The sequence below is a fragment of the Streptacidiphilus carbonis genome, assembly GCF_000787775.1.
Taxonomy (GTDB): domain Bacteria; phylum Actinomycetota; class Actinomycetes; order Streptomycetales; family Streptomycetaceae; genus Streptacidiphilus; species Streptacidiphilus carbonis.
Genome location: NZ_BBPM01000007.1, coordinates 104,930 through 120,836, shown reverse-complemented (window position 1 = coordinate 120,836; position 15,907 = coordinate 104,930). Strand labels below are relative to the sequence as shown.

Here is a 15,907-nt window from a genome sequence, read left to right as displayed (position 1 = left end):
CCCCACCGCCCCCTCCGCGGCCTCCGCCCAGTACCGGGCCGGGATGCACACCGGATGCCCGCGCCTGCCGCGGTACCCCGCCGCGGCCAGGCCGTCCACGGCGAGCAGCCTCCGCACCGCCTCCGGCGTCACCCCGGGCGTGTCGACCAACGACACCAGCACCGACGAGGCGTCCGCGGGCAGCGCGGCGAGCCCTGCCCGCAGGGAAGAACCCATCCCGGAAGCCCAGTCCCGGTTCACCACCGGCACGCACTCCCCCAGCTCCGCCCCCGCCACCACGGCGTCCGCGCCGGCTCCCAGCACAACCACCACCCGCCCGCATCCCCCTGCCCGCAGCACCGCGAGCGCGTGCTCGATCAACGGCCGCCCGCGGTAGGGCAGCAGCGCCTTGGGGCCGAGACCGAGGCGGCGGCCCCCGCCGGCGGCGAGGAGGAGGGCGACGGGGCTGGTGGCAGGCATGCGTCCAGTCTGCCGGGACACCCCTCACCCCTGCGTTGGACGAAACTACAGGCGTGCGCGTGGCCCCTCCCCCGTTCACCGGGGCTTCACCCGCTGGACCGGCGCCCTGCAAGCCGGTTCTACTGGGCGAATGCCCAGCACCACCGCCTCCCCCCTGATGGACCGCCTCGGCCGGGTCCACACCGATCTGCGGGTCTCGCTCACCGACCGGTGCAATCTGCGCTGCACCTACTGCATGCCGGAGGAGGGCCTGGCCTGGCTGCCCAAGCCCGAACTGCTGACCGACGACGAACTGGTGCGCCTGGTCGCCGTCGCGACCGAACGGCTGGGCGTCCGTACCGTCCGCCTCACCGGAGGTGAGCCCCTGCTGCGGCGCGGCCTGCCGGGGCTGATCGCCAGGCTCACCGCACTGCCGCACCCGCCGGAGCTGTCGATCACCACCAACGGCATCGGCCTGGCCCGCAGCGCGGTCGCCCTGCGGGAGGCCGGACTGCGGCGGGTCAATGTCAGCCTGGACACGCTGCGCCCCGAGCGCTTCGCCGAGATCACCCGACGCGACCGGCTCCAGGACGTGCTGCTCGGACTGGCCGCGGCCCAGGCCGCGGGCCTGGCCCCGGTGAAGGTCAACGCCGTCCCGGTACGCGGCGTCAATGACGACGAGATCGCCGGGATGGCCGCCTTCGCGATCGAGCACGGGTACCGGATGCGCTTCATCGAGTCCATGCCGCTGGACGCCCAGGGCGCCTGGGACCGCGGCCGGATGGTCACCGCCGACGAGATCCTGGAGCGGCTCGGCGAGCGCTTCACCCTGGAGCCGCTGCCCCGGAGCGGCAACGCTCCCGCCGAGGAGTGGCGCGTGGTCGGGACGGACGCGGTGGTCGGCGTGATCGCCAGCGTCACCCGGCCGTTCTGCGGCGGCTGCGACCGGGTCCGGCTCACCGCCGACGGCCAGCTGCGCAACTGCCTGTTCGCCGCCACCGAGTCCGATCTGCGGGCCCTGCTCAGGGGCGGCGCGGACGACGAGGCGGTCGAGGCCGCCTGGCGCGCATCGGTCGCGGGCAAGGGACCCGGCCACGCCATCGACAGCCCTGACTTCCGGCAGCCGGACCGCCCGATGTCGGCCATCGGCGGCTGATCGGCGGCCCATCGGCGACCGATCACCCGGCGTTCACTCACCGTCCCCCCGCGGATCCGCTCGGTCCCGTCCGACAAAGGGCCTCCCCGAACCCGGTTGGATCAGCGAGGATGGATAGCAGCCCGCCCCGACCGGAACGGACGGTTCGTCATGCCCGCCACCCCGCAGCCCGACAGTCAGGGGACTCCCCAGCCTGCGCCGCGCCCGGTGCGCTGCCCGTCCTGCCGCCGGGAGCACGCCTATGAGCCCTCGGTGTTCCCCTGCCCGTGCGGGGCCAGTCTCAAGGTGCCGCTGCTGCGCGGCGGGGTGCCGGTCCAGGTGCGGTTCCGCTCCTGGGAGGACTCCTGGCTGAGCATGCGCTGCCCGTCCTGCGGGCGGTCCGAGCAGTGGCCGCAGCCCGAGTTCACCTGCTCCTGCGGTGCCACCGTGCGGCTCCCGGTGGACACCGACCGCAGGCCGGTGCCGATCGCGCCGCCCAAGCCGCCGGTGGTCCAGCGGCCCCCGATCCAGCATCCGGCCACGCATCCGCCCACGCACCCCTCCGGGCAGCCGCAGCAGCCTGCGCAGCCGCCCGCCCAGCCCCCGGCGGGCCGGCGCCCCGCGCCCTCGCGGCCGCCGTTCGTCCCGCATCCGGTGCGGACCTCGGACGACGCGATCCTGGCCGCCGCCCGCTACCTGGAGTGGCTGGGCTTCGGCACCCTGGAAGTGTCCGACTCGCAGGACCGCGAGGGGGTGTGCCTGCTGGGATCGACGGTGGTCGCCCAGGTCGACACCTGGACCGAGCCCGCCGACCTGCGCGCGGTCGAGTGCCTCTGGCTGAACACCCTGCACGCCGACGAGCTGCAGCCGGTGATGTTCACCCTGGCCGGTTACAACCAGGAGTCCCGCAACCGCGCGGACCAGCTCCTGGTGGCCCTCTTCGAGCTGGACCTGGAGGGCGTGCCGCAGCCGGTGAACTCCGCCGCCCGGGAGCTGCTCCGCACCGGCGGCTCGAACTGACGGACAGCACGAACTGACGGGTCGTCAATAAAGGATCAGTTGCAACTGGGGTTGTGATTGATCTGGCGCGGTTGGCCGACCGCATGTTGCAATTCCGTCACCACCCGGCCAGCAGCACGGAGGGGAGCCGTCCTTGTCGGTCAACCGAGGCGCGTCGGACCAGCGAACGGCACCGGCCCCGGACCCCGGCGGCCCGGACCCCGACGGTTCGGACCCCGGGGCCGCCGCCCGCGACGACGGCGCCACGGTGTGGCTGCTGCGCTCGCGCGGCTGCTGGCAGGCGGCCGCGGCACTGCTGGAGCCGTCGGCCGCGCACTCCCCGGAGGCGGCGCTGGAGCGGGCCGAACTGCTGATCGAGCGGGCGCTCTTCGAGAACCAGGGCTGGGGCGAGGCCGAGAGTGCGCTGCGGCTCGCCGAGGCCGGGGCCCGGGCGGCAGCCGATCGCGCCGCCGCCGCCTGCGCCCGCGGCTACCTCGCCTACTGCGCGACCCTGCTGCAGGTGCACGACCGGCTGGACGAGGCCCAGATGGCCCTCGGCCGGGCCTCGGCGATGCTGCCCCCGGACGCCCCCGGCCGTCCGCTGCTGGACTTCCGCCGCGGCCTGGTCGCCGAGAACCTGCTGAAGGACCCGGCCTCCGCCCGCACCGCCTACCGGCGCGCCCACGCCGGCGCCGAGCAGCAGCGCGACGACCTGCTGCTGTCCTACACCTGGCGGCACCTGGCCTCGATCGCCCAGCAGGACGGGAACCTGGCCGGCGCCAGGCACGGCTTCGCCGAGTCGCTGCGGCTGCGCGAGCTGGCCGGCTTCGCCGTCGGCATCGCCCCCGCGCTCGCCTCGCTGGCCGCGGTGTCCCCCAGCCCGGAGGCCGTACTGCTGCGGGCGCAGGCCGCCCGCCTGGTCCGGACGTTCGGGAATGTGCCGGTGTGGCTGGCCGAGGACCGCGCCCAGGACGGTGGGGCGGTGGATCAGCGGGACGGGCAGGCGCCGGGGCGGGCGTAGAGGGTGACCTCCACGCCGCGGGCCCGGAGGCCGGTGCAGGCCCGGAGGCCGGCCGAGGCCCCCACAGGCGCGGCGTCAACGCCAGTACCACAGGAGGCAGCAGCAGGGCCACTCCGCCGGGTGTCCGGACCGGTCCGCCGGACTCGGCCGCGGGCTGCCCGGAAGGGCGAAGTCCCAGGCGGGAGCGGGTGGAGGCGGACGGCATCCGGCAACCCTTCCCGGTGTGTACACCAACGATGGATACACCCTTCCGGTGTATCCATCCCAAAAGCATCATGCGCCACGGAGGTTTGAGCCAGGATGGTTCCCACTTCGGCACCGGCCGGGGCAACCGAGGTTTGGGCAGGGGCATGAGAGTTACCGACATAACGCTGGGGTGGGTCGTCGCCGCCGTCGCGGGCCTCCTCCTCATCGCGGGGCTGGCGACCCTGCTGCGGTCGCGAGGCTCGGCTTCACGCGCGAGCACCGACTCCTGGGAGCGCAGCGAGGAACGCCGCCGCAAGAAGGAGGCGCTGTACGGCTCGGCCTCCTACGTGCTGCTGTTCTGCTGCGCCGCCGTCGCGGCCGCGCTGTCCTTCCACGGGCTGGTCGGCTTCGGGGTGCAGAACCTGGGGCTGTCCGGCGGCTGGGAGTACCTGGTGCCGTTCGGCCTGGACGGGGCGGCCTGCTTCTGCTCGGTGCTGGCGGTCCGCGAGGCCAGCCACGGCGACGCGGCGCTGGGCTCGCGCATCCTGGTGTGGCTGTTCGCGGCCGCCTCGGCCTGGTTCAACTGGGTGCACGCCCCGCGCGGGGTGGACCACCACGGCGCGCCGCAGTTCTTCGCCGGCATGTCGCTCTCGGCGGCGGTGCTGTTCGACCGCGCCCTGAAGCAGACCCGCCGCGCGGCGCTGCGCGAGCAGGGCCTGGTGCCCCGCCCGCTGCCGCAGATCCGCATCGTGCGCTGGCTGCGCGCCCCCAGGGAGACCTATGCCGCCTGGTCGCTGATGCTGCTGGAGAACGTCCGCAGCCTGGACGAGGCCGTCGACGAGGTCCGCGACGACAAGCGGCAGCGGGACATCGAGCGGCACGAGCAGCGCCGGGCCTCCCGCCATGAGCGCGCCGAGCTGCGGGCGCTGAGCAGCCGCGGCTGGTCCCGCGGGCTGCGCGCGCAGGCGGAGCTGCCGGCGGCGACCGGGCCGCGGACGGCCGCGGGTGAGCGTGCCCCGGCCGCGGAGCCTGTCATAGCGGCGAACGACCCGCTGGAAGCCGAGCGGACCCCGGTCCCGCCGGTGGTCGAGCTGCCGGTGCGGCCGAGGCCCGAGCCGGTGCGGCCGAGGTCCGAGGAGCGCACCTTCGACCTGACCGCCGAGGACGACACGCTGACGCTGCCCCGGCTGGACTCGCTGGAGCAGAAGCTCAAGGACCTGGAACAGCTCTACGGCTGACCGTCGGTCCCGGGCTGCTGGCCGGGCTCCGGCTGATGGTGTATCAGTTCGAACCACATCCGCTTGCCGCTGCCGCGCGGGTCGACGCCCCAGGCGTCGGAGAGCGCCTCGACCAGCATCAGCCCGCGCCCGGAGGAGGCCTGCTCCCCGGGCGTGCGGCGGCGGGGCCACAGGTCCGACTCGTCGTCCACCTCGACCCGGAGCCGGGCCGGGCCCTCCGGGCCGCCCTCGCGGTAGAGGCGGGCGGTCAGCAGCGCGTCCCGGTCGGTGTGCACCAGGGCGTTGGTGACCAGTTCCGAGGTCAGCAGCTCGACGGTGTCGGCCAGGTCGCCGACCCCCCAGCGCCGCACGGCGTCGCGCAGTTCGCCGCGCACCTCGGAGATCTGCGCCAGGTCGGCCTGCTGGATCCGGCGCCGCAGCTGCCGGGGGCGGCTCTCGGCCGGGCCCTCCCAGCGGAGCAGCAGCAGCGCGATGTCGTCGTCCCGCTCGTGGCTGTCGGCGGCCTGCTCCTCCAGCCGGTCGGCCAGCGCCTCCAGCGCCCCGGGCCCGTCCGGCTGGGGGCCCGCGATGACGCTGCGCAGCCGCTCCATGCCCTCGTCGATGTCGATGCTGCGGGTCTCCACCAGTCCGTCGGTGCAGAGCAGCAGCAGTTCGCCGGGGTCCAGGGTGAAGCGGGTGACCGGGTAGGCGCTCTCCGGGTCGATGCCCAGCGGCAGCCCGCCCGCCACCGGCTGCACCGCCGCGCTGCCGTCCGCGCGGCGCACCAGCGGGTCCAGGTGCCCGGCGCGCACCGCGTAGACGGCGCCGTAGTCGACGTTGACCTCGGCGTAGAGGCAGGTCGCGAAGTGCCCGGTGTCCAGGTCGGCCATGAAGCGGGAGGCGCGGGCCATCACCGCGGCCGGCGGGTGGCCCTCGGCGGCGTAGGCGCGCAGGGCGATCCGCAGCTGGCCCATCACCCCGGCGGCGTGCACGTCGTGGCCCTGGACGTCGCCGATGACCAGCCCGACATGGCCCCCGGGCAGCGGCACCACGTCGTACCAGTCGCCGCCGATCTGCAAACCGGTCCCGGCCGGCAGGTAGCGCACCGCGGTGCTGAAGCCGGGCAGTGGCGGCACCCGGCGCGGCAGCAGCACCCGCTGCAGCCCCGCTGCCAGCTCGTGCTCGGCGTCGTGCAGCCGGGCCCGGGCCAGCGACTGGGCCACCATGCCGCCGAGGGTGCTGAGCAGGGTGCGGTCCTCGGCGTCCAGGGCGCGGTCCTCGGCGAAGCTGACCAGGCACACGCCCAGCGGGCGGCCGCTGGCGATCAGCGGCAGAAAGGCCCAGGCGCTGCGCGGCGAGTCCTGGACCGGCGCCCAGGCGCTGGGGAAGCGCTCCTTGTACTCGGGCTTGCTGGAGATGAACACCGGGGTACGGGTCCGCAGCGCCAGCGCCGCCGGGTGGTCGGCGTCCAGCGGGACGTGGTTGTGCGGCGGCGGGGCCGAGTCCGGGTCGTAGCCGCTGGAGCGCAGGATCTGGATCCGGCCGTTCTCCAGGACGGCCAGGATCAGCCCGTCCGGCGGAATGCCCGGCAGCGGCAGCTCGGTGAAGACCCGGGCCACGTCGTTCATGGTGGTGGCCTCGGACAAGGCCCGGGCGGCCTCCTTGATGAACCGGGTGCGCTCCTCGCGGAGCACCGCGAGATGGTCGGCGCGGACCCGCTTGTGCAGCTCGGCGGTGGCGTCCCAGACGAATCCGACCATGTGCGAGGGCCGGCCGCGCTCATCGGCCAGCACCCGGCCGCGGAAGCGGACGGCGTGCATCTCGCCGTCGGCGAAGACGGTGCGGTAGTAGGCGCCGCACTGGCCCAGCGTCTCCACCGCCCGGGCCACCCGGCGCCGCACGATCGGGGCGTCGTCGGGGTGCAGCATGGCCAGGAAGGACTCGGAGTTCATCGGCGGGGGCCGGTGGCCGGTCCCGTCGTCCAGCGGGATGCCGAGGATCATGCAGGCGCGGTCGTCGCCGTCGACCAGGTCGTTGTGCAGGTCCCAGTCGAAGGAGCCGATCCCGTTGGCCGCCATGGCGGGCGCCAGCCAGGCGGGGGTGGCCTCGCCGCCCTCGCCGCCGCCCTGCGGCGCCGGGGTGAGCAGACCGGACGTCGGCAGGTTCAGCAGGCCCGGCACCCCGGAGGGCAGGCGAGGCGACTGAGGTGCGGACGCCATTGCTCTCCCTGCCGGTTGTGGTCAGTGAATCGTCACGGTTTATCTGGGCTTCATCCTGTCGGATGAAGGTATCAGCGGCAATGCCGGAAGCGGAGTCCGGCGCGTCGCCCGGTCCGGCCGCTCACGGAGGTCCGCAGGGAGCGGGGCGTGCCCTGGGCCGCCGGACGGTTCCGGTGCGGCGGCGAGGGCCCGGCGGATTGGGCCGGACGGCGGGCCGGGACCCTGCTGGACCCGGGCGCGACGCCACGACCGCGCCGTGCTGGACATCCACCCGGGCCGCGGGGTTCAATGCCGATGAGGGTTTGAACGCCGTTCTAAAGGACCGGGACGAGGCACTGTGCGACTGACACCGACCGAGCGGGACCGGCTGCTGCTCTTCTCAGCCGCTGAGCTGGCGCGTGCGCGACGGGCGCGCGGGGTGCGGCTGAACGTGCCGGAGGCCACCGCGCTGATCGCCGACACCGTGTGCGAGGCCGCCCGGGACGGACGCAGGCTCGCCGAGGCGGTCGAGGCCGGGCGGTCGGTGCTCACCGCCGACGACGTGCTGCCCGGGGTCCTGGACGTGGTGACCACCCTGCAGGTCGAGGCGGTGTTCGACGACGGCACCAGGCTCTGCGTGATCGACGACCCGTTCCGAGGGGCGGGCTCGCTGGGCCCGGACGCCCCCGGCGCCGCGCTGCCCGGTGCGGGCGAGGGCTACCGGCCGCCCGAGCCGCCGCTGCGGCTGCCGGTGCGCAACACCTCGCCGGTGCCGATCACCGTCACCTCGCACTTCCACTTCTTCGAGGCCAACCCCCGGCTCGCCTTCGACCGCGCCGCCGCCTACGGCACCCGGCTGGCCGTTCCCGCCGGCTCGACCGTGCGCTTCGACGCGGGCGCGACCGTGGAGGTCGGGCTGCTGCCGATCGGCGGAGCCAGGGTGGCCATCGGCTTCGCCGGCCTGGTGGACGGCCCGCTGGACGCGCCCGGGGCCAAGGAGGCGGCGCTGGAGAAGGCTCGGGCGACGGGATACCTGACCAGGTACGAGGAGGACGGCCAGTGACCGCCGGCGGTTTCGACGCCCACGGCTGCCACGGCCGCCCCGGGCCGATCAGCACCATCACCCCCGCCGACTACATCGCCGTGCACGGCCCGCGCGCCGGCGACCGGGTCCGGCTGGGCGACTCCGGGCTGATCGTCCGGGTCGAGTCGGACTCCCAGCAGCCGGGAGAGGAGTTCCTGGCCGGCTTCGGCAAGACCGCCAGGGACGGGCTGCACCTCAAGGCCGCCGCGGTCCGCGACACCTGCGACGTGGTGATCAGCAACGTGCTGGTGATCGACGCGGTGCAGGGCATCCGCAAGACCAGCATCGGCATCCGCGAGGGCCGGATCTGCTCCATCGGCCGGGCCGGGAACCCGGACACCCTGGACGGGGTGGACGTCGTGGTCGGCACCGGCACCAGCATCGTCTCCGGCGAGGGCATGATCGCCACGGCCGGGGCCGTCGACACCCATGTGCACCTGCTGTCGCCGCGGATCATGGAGGCCTCGCTGGCCTCCGGCGTGACCACGATCATCGGCCAGGAGTTCGGCCCGGTCTGGGGCGTCGGCGTCAACTCGCCCTGGGCGCTGCGGCACGCCTTCAACGCCTTCGACGCCTGGCCGGTCAACATCGGCTTCCTGGCCCGCGGTTCGTCCTCCGACGGCGCCCCGCTGGTCGAGGCCCTGGCCGAGGGCGGCGCCTCCGGCTTCAAGGTGCACGAGGACATGGGCGCGCACACCCGCGCCCTGGACACCGCGCTGCGGGTGGCCGAGGAGCACGACGTCCAGGTCGCCCTGCACACCGACGGGTTGAACGAGTGCCTGTCCGTCGAGGACACCCTGGCCGTGCTCGGCGGCCGCACCATCCACGCCTTCCACATCGAGGGCTGCGGCGGCGGCCACGTCCCCAATGTGCTGAAGATGGCCGGCGTCCCCAACGTCATCGGCTCCTCCACCAACCCGACGCTGCCCTTCGGCCGGGACGCCCTGGGCGAGCACTTCGGCATGATCGTCTCCGCGCACGACCTCAAGGTCGACCTGCCCGGCGACGCCGCGATGGCCCGCGACCGGATCCGGGCCGGGACGATGGGCGCCGAGGACGTGCTGCACGACCTGGGCGTCATCGGCATCACCTCCTCCGACGCCCAGGGCATGGGCCGCGCCGGGGAGACCGTGCGCCGGACCTTCGCGCTGGCCGGGAAGATGAAGTACGAGCTGGGTCCGATGGACGGCACCGGCTCGTTCGGCGAGGTGAGCGGCGGCGACGACAACGAGCGGGTGCTGCGCTACATCGCCAAGCTCACCATCAACCCCGCCATCGCCCACGGCCTGGCCCATGAGATCGGCTCCATCGAGGTCGGCAAGCTCGCCGACCTGGTGCTGTGGCGGGCCGACCACTTCGGCGCCAAACCGCAACTGGTGCTGAAGTCCGGCTTCCCCGCCTACGGCGTCACCGGCGACCCCAACGCCTCCACCGACCGGTGCGAACCACTGGTGCTGGGCCCGCAGTTCGGCGCGCACGGCGCCACCGCCGCGGACATCTCGGTGGCCTTCGTCGCCCAGGCCGCCGTCGACAACGGAGACGCCATGCCGACCCGCCGCCGGCGCGTCGCCGTCCGCAACACCCGCGGCATCGGCCCGCGCGACATGCTGCGCAACGGCCGCACCGGCGCGGTCGACGTCGACCCCGCCACCGGACTGGTCTCGCTGGACGGCGAGCCACTGCAGTCCGTCGCCGCCGACTCGGTCTCCCTCAGTCGCCTCTACTTCCTCTAAGGACAAGCACCATGACGACCCCTCAGGCCCCTCGGACGCCTCAGTCCCGGCCGGCGCAGACGCCGGCCGGGCTCGGCTACTCCATGCCCGCCGAATGGCAGCCGCACGACCGCACCTGGATGGCCTTCCCCACCCCCAACGAGACCTTCACCGGCGACGACCTGCACGCCGCCCGCCAGGCCTGGGCCGCCGTCGCCGACACCGTGGTCCGCTACGAGCCGGTCACCCTGGTCGTCAACCTCGGCGAGACCGGAACCGCGCGCGAGTACGTCTCCGCGGCGGTCGAGATCGTCGAGCGCCCGCTGGACGACGCCTGGATGCGCGACATCGGCCCCACCTTCCTCACCGACGGCAAGGGCGGTCTGGCCGCCGCGGACTGGATCTTCAACGGCTGGGGCGCCCAGGAGTGGGCCAGCTGGGAGCACGACCAGCACATCGCCGAGGAGGTCAGCACCCTGGCCGGGGTCCGCCGCTTCGCCTCCCGCCTGATCAACGAGGGCGGCGGCATCCATGTCGACGGCGAGGGCACCGTGCTGCTCACCGAGACCGTGCAGCTCGGCGAGGGCCGCAACTCCGACTGGACCAAGGAGCAGGTCGAGGCGGAGATCCACGCCCACCTGGGCACCACCACGGCGATCTGGGTCCCGCGCGGACTGACCCGCGACTACCGGCGGTTCGGCACCCGCGGCCACATCGACATCGTCGCCGCCTTCCTCAAGCCGGGCACCGTCGCCGTCCACGTCCAGCCCGACCCGGCCCACCCCGACCACCAGGTCACCAAGGAGATCGCGGCCCTGCTGCGGGCGTCCACCGACGCCAGGGGCCGTACGCTGGAGGTGGTGGAACTGCTCGCCCCCACCGTCCTCTTCGAGGAGGACGGCGAGCCCGTCGACTACTCGTACATCAACCACTACCTCTGCAACGGCGCTGTCGTCCTCTGCGCCTTCGACGACCCCCGCGACCAGGCCGCGGCCGGGCTGTTCGCCCGTCACTTCCCGGACCGCAAGGTGGAACTGGTCGACGCCCGCGAGATCTTCGCCAACGGCGGCGGCATCCACTGCATCACCCAGCAGCAGCCCCGGGCCTGACCGCCCGGGCACCTCAGCGGGCGGCCGCGACCTCCAGCCAGACCGTCTTGCCGTGCGGGGTGGGGCTGGTGCCCCAGGCACGGGCGAGGCGGGCGACGATGTGCAGGCCGTGGCCGCCGGGGCGGGCGGCCCGGTGCGGGGTGCGCGGGTGCGGCGGTTCCGGGTTTCGGTCGGACACCTCCACCCGGAGCCGCTCCTCGGTGCAGCGCAGCGCCAGTTCGGTCGGCCCGCCGGCGTGCAGACAGGCATTGGTGACCAGCTCGGAGACCAGCAGCAGCACATCCTCCGCCACCGCCCGCTGCTCCTCGGTCCGGCCCGGCAGCCACTCCCAGTCGGTCAGCGCCCTGCGGGCGAAGTCGCGGGCCCGGCCGACCGGACCGGCGACGCCGGCCAGCTGCAGCCGCCGGATCTGGCCGCCGGGCGGGAGCACCCCGGCCCTGCGCCCGGCACCTTGGCCCAGCACGCCTGGTCCGACCACGTCCTGCTCCATCACGCCGCTGCCAGGGCGTCGGCGAGATCCGGGTGGACGCTGAACACCGTCCCGGCACCCGTGATCTCGAACATCCGGACGACATGGCCGCGCAGGGCGGCCAGCCGGATCGAGGCCCCCTGCTGCTCGGCCTTCAGCCTCGCCGCGAGCAGCACGTTCAGCCCGGTGGAGTCGCAGAAGGCCAGGCTGGAGCAGTCCACCACCACGGTCGCCGGCCGAGCCGACCGGTCGACCGCCGGCTCCAGCACCTGGTCCAGCGCCTGATCCAGCCGTTCCCGCAGCTCGGGCGCGGTGTCGTAGTCCAGCTCGCCGGAGAGGGCCAGCACCACGGCGGCGCCGACGGCGCGCAGTTCCACCGCGAAGCGGGGCAGCGCGTCCGCTCCCCCTTCGACCACTCCCTGGCTCATCCGTGCTCCTTCCCGGCCCCGGGGTGCACCGGTCACTCCTCGACGAGCAGACGCGCCCGCAGCTTGCCGAGGGCCCGGGCCAGCAGGCGGGAGACATGCATCTGCGAGATGCCGAGTTCCTCGCCGATCTGCGACTGCGTGAGCTCGGCGCCGAAGCGCAGCGACAGCAGGGTCCGCTCCCGGTCCGAGAGCGCGGCGATCAGCGGCTTGAGCGACTCCAGGTTCTCGATGCCCTCCAGCCCGGGGTCGATGCTGCCGATCCGGTCCGCGAAGGAGCCCTCGGTCTCGTCCTCACCCGGCTGCGCGTCCAGGGAGCTCACCGAGTAGGCGTTGCTGGCGACCAGGCCCTCGCAGACCTCCTCCTCGGTGAGGCCGAGGTGCGCGGCCAGCTCGGAAGCTGTGGGCGCGCGGTCCAGCGCCTGGGCCAGGTCGTCGCCGGCCTTGGCCAGCGCGAGTCGCAGTTCCTGCAGCCGTCGCGGCACGTGCACGGCCCAGCTGGTGTCCCGGAAGAAGCGCTTGATCTCGCCGAGGACGGTGGGCAGGGCGAAGGTGGGGAACTCCACCTCGCGCGCCGGGTCGAACCGGTCGATGGCCTTGATCAGGCCTATCGTGCCGACCTGGACGATGTCCTCCATCGGCTCGCTGCGGCTGCGGAACCGCGCGGCGGCGAAGTGGACCAGCGCCAGGTTGAGCTCGACCAGGGTGTTCCGCACGTACTGGTACTCGTGGGTGCCCTCCTCCAGCGTCGCCAGCCGGGCGAACATCACCTTGGACATGGCCCGCGCGTCGGCGGGGCCGACGGCGGCGAGATCGGCAGGAAGATCGGCCGACAGCTCGGCGGGGACGGATTCGGCGGAGCTCGGAAAATCGACAGTGGCGGGGGCGGCGAAGGCAGGCAGTGCCACGTCCGCGACGGGTCCGGCGTACCGCTGCCGGTCGGCGGCGGCGGTGCTCCTCGTCATGACCTTGGTACTGCTGTTCATGGTTCTCCTTGATCGCTCACTGATCAGGACTGACTGCGTGCCATCGTGTACCCGGCTCCGCCGTCCTCATGCGTCCGGGGGCCGATTGATTTCCGCCGGGCCTCCGGTCCGGCTGGTTTACTGGGCCGTACAGGGTTAGAACGACATTCCAACGCCTTCGGAGGGACCGGCGTGCCAGACCGGGAACAGGCCCGACGCCCCGCACCGCCGCGCGAGGAGGTGTTCGCCGCCGCGATGGACGCCATCGCCCGGCAGGGGCTGGCCGCACTGACCATGGCCGGACTGGGTCGCCGGCTGGGGATGAGCGCGGGGCACCTGCTCTACTACTTCGGCAGCAAGGACCGGCTGCTGCTGGAGACCCTGGGCTGGAGCGAGGCCGAGCTGGGCGAACGCCGCCGCGCCGCACTCGGCACGGACGCATCTGCGGCCCGGCGGTTGGACGACTACGTCGCACTCTACCTGCCGACCGGGACCGGGGATCCGCGCTGGGCGCTCTGGGTCGAAGTGTGGGGCCGCTCACTCGCCGTCGAGGAGATGCGCACCGGCCAGGCCGCGATCGAGGCCGCCTGGCGCAGCGACCTGGTCGTGCTGCTGCGCCAGGGCATCGCCGCCGGCGGGTTCCGCCCCGTGGATCCGGAGCGCTTCGCGGTGCGGCTCGGCGCGCTGCTGGACGGCTTCGGCACCGCCGTGGTCACCGGTGTCCCCGGGGCCGGCCGGGAGCGGGCCCTGGAACACATCGGCGAATACCTGGACGACTCCCTTCACCTGCGGTAACGGCTCCGACGCGGGGGCGGCAACCCGATGGACGGCCGTCCGGCCGGTCGATAGCATCAGCCGCCCCGCCGTCGATGAGCGGGACTTTCCCAGGTGGAGTCACCTTGCCCTGTCCGTCCTGTTCGTCCCCGTACCTCGATCCCTACGGACGGTGCTCCGCCTGCGGGTGGGCCGGTGCCCAGCCCTCGGCCTACTACCCCGTCGCCTACTCCGTGCCCTCGGCCCCCACCGGGCTGGCCACCGCCGTGCAGATCCTCTTCGGCGCCAACCTGCTGGTGGCGGCGCTCTTCATCGGCCTGGACGGCTACGGCATGAGCCTGTCCCACGCCATCGGCGCCGACGGCGCGGGCAGCCACTGGGACGCCGCGAGCGCCACCCTCGTGGCGAGTTCACTCCTCTTCGACCTGGGCGGGCTGCTGCTCCTCGGCACCGCCGTCACCTTCATCGTCTGGTTCTTCAAGTCCGCCAAGCTCTCCGGTGTGCTGGCCCCGGGCCAGCAGCGGCTGGGCCCCGGTTGGGCCGTCGGCGGCTGGTTCGTCCCCGTCGCCTTCCTGGTGCTTCCCCGGATGGTGGCCGGTGACATCTGGCGGGCCAGCGAACCGCTGACCGAAGAGCGGTTGTGGAAGCCCCGGAGCCGACTGGTCACCTTCTGGTGGCTCACCTTCGCCATCGGCCTGGTGTGCTTCTGGGCGTCCGTTCTCCCGATCCAGTTGGTGAGCGGCAACAGAGTTGTCGACGGAACCGAGTCGATCTCCTCGGCGTGGTTCGTGTTCGCGTTCGCGGTCGAGGCGCTGTGGGTCGCGTCGTCCGTGCTCGGCGTCCTGATGGTGCGCCGGCTGACCAGCCGTCAGCAGATCAGGATCATGCAGGGGCCTGGGGCAGGCCACCCCTTCTCGATGGCGGCGGCGATGCGGGCCCAGGCATTCGCACCGCCCGTCCATCAGCAGCCTCAGATCATGGTCCCGCCGCCCGCTCCGACGCCCGTCGCGGACGAGCCGGCCGTGGTCCTGGCCAAGGCGCCGGCCGAGCCCGAACCGGTCGACCCCGAGCCGGCCGCCGCGGAGTGAGCGCTTCCGCGGGTCAGTCCTCCCAGATCGCGGCGGCCGTGCGGTCCGCCGTGTAGCCCTCGGCGCGGACCTGGACCTGGCGCAGGAAGTCCACCTGGCCCGGCGGGTGCGGGTGGGCCCAGTGGTCGGCGAGGAAGTCGGAGACCGCGGGCTCCTCCCGCAGCGGCCGGTCCAGGCCCTCGCTGCAGAGCAGCAGCACGTCCCCCGGCTCCGGCACCACCACCCGGAAGCGGAAGTGGTCCGGGGTTCGCGGCGCCGGCGGCCGGTCCGCCCCGCCCGCGTCGGACGGCTGCTGCGAGCCCACCAGCCGCCGTCCGGCGTAGGCGTCGTACCAGGCGTCGTCGCCGAGCAGCAGCAGCCCGCCGGGGCCGAGGCCGAAGCCTGCCCGCAGCCGGCTGGTCGGGTCCAGCGGGGCCAGCAGCGCGTGCAACGACCCGCCGGTGCCACTGAGTTCGGTGGACGAGCCGGGCTGCGGCGCCCGCTGCAGCCGGACCGCGGCGCGGGCGGTGAGCCGCTGCAGCCCGTAGCGCAACCGCTCCTGCGCCCCCACCCGCAGGTCGGCCAGCAGTTCACTGCGGCTGCGGCCGACCGAGGCGGCGAGCTGGCGGCAGGCGTCGTCAGCGACCGACGGGCTCTCCTCCGGGGGCGGCGTCGCCATGACCACCAGCAGCAGCGCCTCGCTCCCCTCGCCGAAACGCAGCGTCAGCAGCCGGTCGCCGCGGACCTCGCCGCGCCGACGTCCCCGGTCGCCGCGCACCGAGGCGGCGCGCAGCGTCATGGTGCCGTAGCGGGCGCCGTCCAGGGCGGTGTCCGGGACCATGCCGACCAGCAGGTCCGGGTCGGCGGCCGGCAGCGCCGCGGGTTCGGCCTCGTCCTCGGACGGGCGCTCCGACGGTCGGGGCGGCAGCGGCCGGGCCGCGGGCGCGGGGGCGGGGATCCGGGGAGCGCTCGGTGGCGCCGCGGCCGCCGGCGGCACCGCGTCGGACGGTGGGCGCACGGGGGACGGGGTACGCACGGGGGACGGAGCAGGGGACGGCACCGGCGGGACCACCGGTGCGGACGGAACGGCGGGGGGGGGGGGGGGGGT

15 protein-coding genes are annotated in these 15,907 nt (G+C 74.0%); 9 read left to right on the top strand and 6 right to left on the bottom strand.

Going from position 1 to position 15,907, the window contains the following annotated elements; all coding sequences use genetic code 11:
* On the bottom strand, nt 1-459 hold a 459-nt coding region (locus tag TR46_RS07870), incomplete at its 3' end, for a nucleotidyltransferase family protein (RefSeq protein ID WP_042395929.1).
* A 130-nt stretch (nt 460-589) separates the two neighbouring features.
* Here TR46_RS07870 and moaA point away from each other — a divergent pair.
* The 4 genes from moaA to TR46_RS07850 all read left to right on the top strand — a co-directional run bounded on the left by moaA (nt 590) and on the right by TR46_RS07850 (nt 5,017).
* Nucleotides 590-1,594, top strand: a complete 1,005-nt coding sequence (gene moaA, locus TR46_RS07865) for a GTP 3',8-cyclase MoaA (protein WP_042395927.1) — start codon at nt 590-592, stop codon at nt 1,592-1,594.
* 150 nt (nt 1,595-1,744) lie between these two features.
* Nucleotides 1,745-2,593 (top strand): hypothetical protein, encoded by an 849-nt coding sequence (locus tag TR46_RS07860; protein WP_042395924.1) that lies wholly within the window; start codon nt 1,745-1,747, stop codon nt 2,591-2,593.
* 247 nt (nt 2,594-2,840) lie between these two features.
* Nucleotides 2,841-3,593, top strand: a complete 753-nt coding sequence (locus tag TR46_RS07855) for a hypothetical protein (RefSeq protein WP_236655252.1) — start codon at nt 2,841-2,843, stop codon at nt 3,591-3,593.
* Between the two features lie 350 nt (nt 3,594-3,943).
* Complete coding sequence (locus TR46_RS07850) at nt 3,944-5,017, top strand: DUF2637 domain-containing protein (RefSeq protein WP_042396195.1); 1,074 nt, start codon at nt 3,944-3,946, stop codon at nt 5,015-5,017.
* Here TR46_RS07850 and TR46_RS07845 read toward each other — a convergent pair.
* The gene (locus TR46_RS07845; protein WP_052432614.1) at nt 5,008-7,215 is read right to left on the bottom strand and encodes a SpoIIE family protein phosphatase; all 2,208 of its coding nucleotides are present in this window, start codon (nt 7,213-7,215) and stop codon (nt 5,008-5,010) included. The genes TR46_RS07850 and TR46_RS07845 overlap by 10 nt on opposite strands.
* Before the next feature lie 337 nt (nt 7,216-7,552).
* Here TR46_RS07845 and ureA point away from each other — a divergent pair, with 337 nt between their 5' ends.
* From ureA to TR46_RS07830, 3 genes are read left to right on the top strand one after another with little or no spacing between them, the layout of a single operon-like run.
* Nucleotides 7,553-8,257 (top strand): urease subunit gamma, encoded by a 705-nt coding sequence (ureA, locus tag TR46_RS07840; protein WP_042395921.1) that lies wholly within the window; start codon nt 7,553-7,555, stop codon nt 8,255-8,257.
* A 47-nt stretch (nt 8,258-8,304) separates the two neighbouring features.
* Nucleotides 8,305-10,011 carry an urease subunit alpha gene (locus TR46_RS07835; RefSeq protein WP_439654347.1) on the top strand — a complete coding sequence of 569 codons (1,707 nt, stop codon included), beginning with the start codon at nt 8,305-8,307 and terminating at the stop codon, nt 10,009-10,011.
* An 11-nt stretch (nt 10,012-10,022) separates the two neighbouring features.
* A complete protein-coding gene (locus tag TR46_RS07830) occupies nt 10,023-11,099 on the top strand; it encodes an agmatine deiminase family protein (protein ID WP_042395918.1) in 1,077 nt (358 codons plus the stop codon).
* A gap of 13 nt (nt 11,100-11,112) precedes the next feature.
* On the opposite strand, the gene TR46_RS07825 is transcribed toward TR46_RS07830, so the two are convergent.
* Genes TR46_RS07825 through TR46_RS07815 form a run of 3 tightly spaced genes read right to left on the bottom strand, consistent with a single transcriptional unit; the run spans nt 11,113 to nt 12,979 of the window.
* Entirely contained in the window at nt 11,113-11,589 is a 477-nt protein-coding gene (locus tag TR46_RS07825) for an ATP-binding protein (RefSeq protein ID WP_052432613.1), read from the bottom strand.
* Nucleotides 11,589-11,996, bottom strand: coding sequence for an STAS domain-containing protein (locus TR46_RS07820; RefSeq protein WP_042395914.1), 408 nt, complete (start codon nt 11,994-11,996; stop codon nt 11,589-11,591). The genes TR46_RS07825 and TR46_RS07820 overlap by 1 nt, the downstream gene beginning before the upstream one ends.
* Before the next feature lie 32 nt (nt 11,997-12,028).
* Nucleotides 12,029-12,979: an RNA polymerase sigma factor SigF gene (locus TR46_RS07815; RefSeq protein ID WP_169790636.1), complete on the bottom strand. Its 951-nt coding sequence runs from the start codon at nt 12,977-12,979 to the stop codon at nt 12,029-12,031.
* Nucleotides 12,980-13,150: 171 nt separating this feature from the next.
* Between TR46_RS07815 and TR46_RS07810 the strand changes: the two genes are divergently transcribed.
* Nucleotides 13,151-13,753 carry a TetR/AcrR family transcriptional regulator gene (locus tag TR46_RS07810; RefSeq protein ID WP_063770545.1) on the top strand — a complete coding sequence of 201 codons (603 nt, stop codon included), beginning with the start codon at nt 13,151-13,153 and terminating at the stop codon, nt 13,751-13,753.
* Nucleotides 13,754-13,857: 104 nt separating this feature from the next.
* A complete protein-coding gene (locus TR46_RS07805) occupies nt 13,858-14,820 on the top strand; it encodes a DUF4328 domain-containing protein (protein ID WP_042395908.1) in 963 nt (320 codons plus the stop codon).
* Nucleotides 14,821-14,833: 13 nt separating this feature from the next.
* Here the strand turns inward: TR46_RS07805 and TR46_RS07800 are convergent, their stop codons facing one another.
* Nucleotides 14,834-15,817 (bottom strand): hypothetical protein, encoded by a 984-nt coding sequence (locus TR46_RS07800; protein WP_042396181.1) that lies wholly within the window; start codon nt 15,815-15,817, stop codon nt 14,834-14,836.
* Nucleotides 15,818-15,907 lie beyond the last annotated feature (90 nt).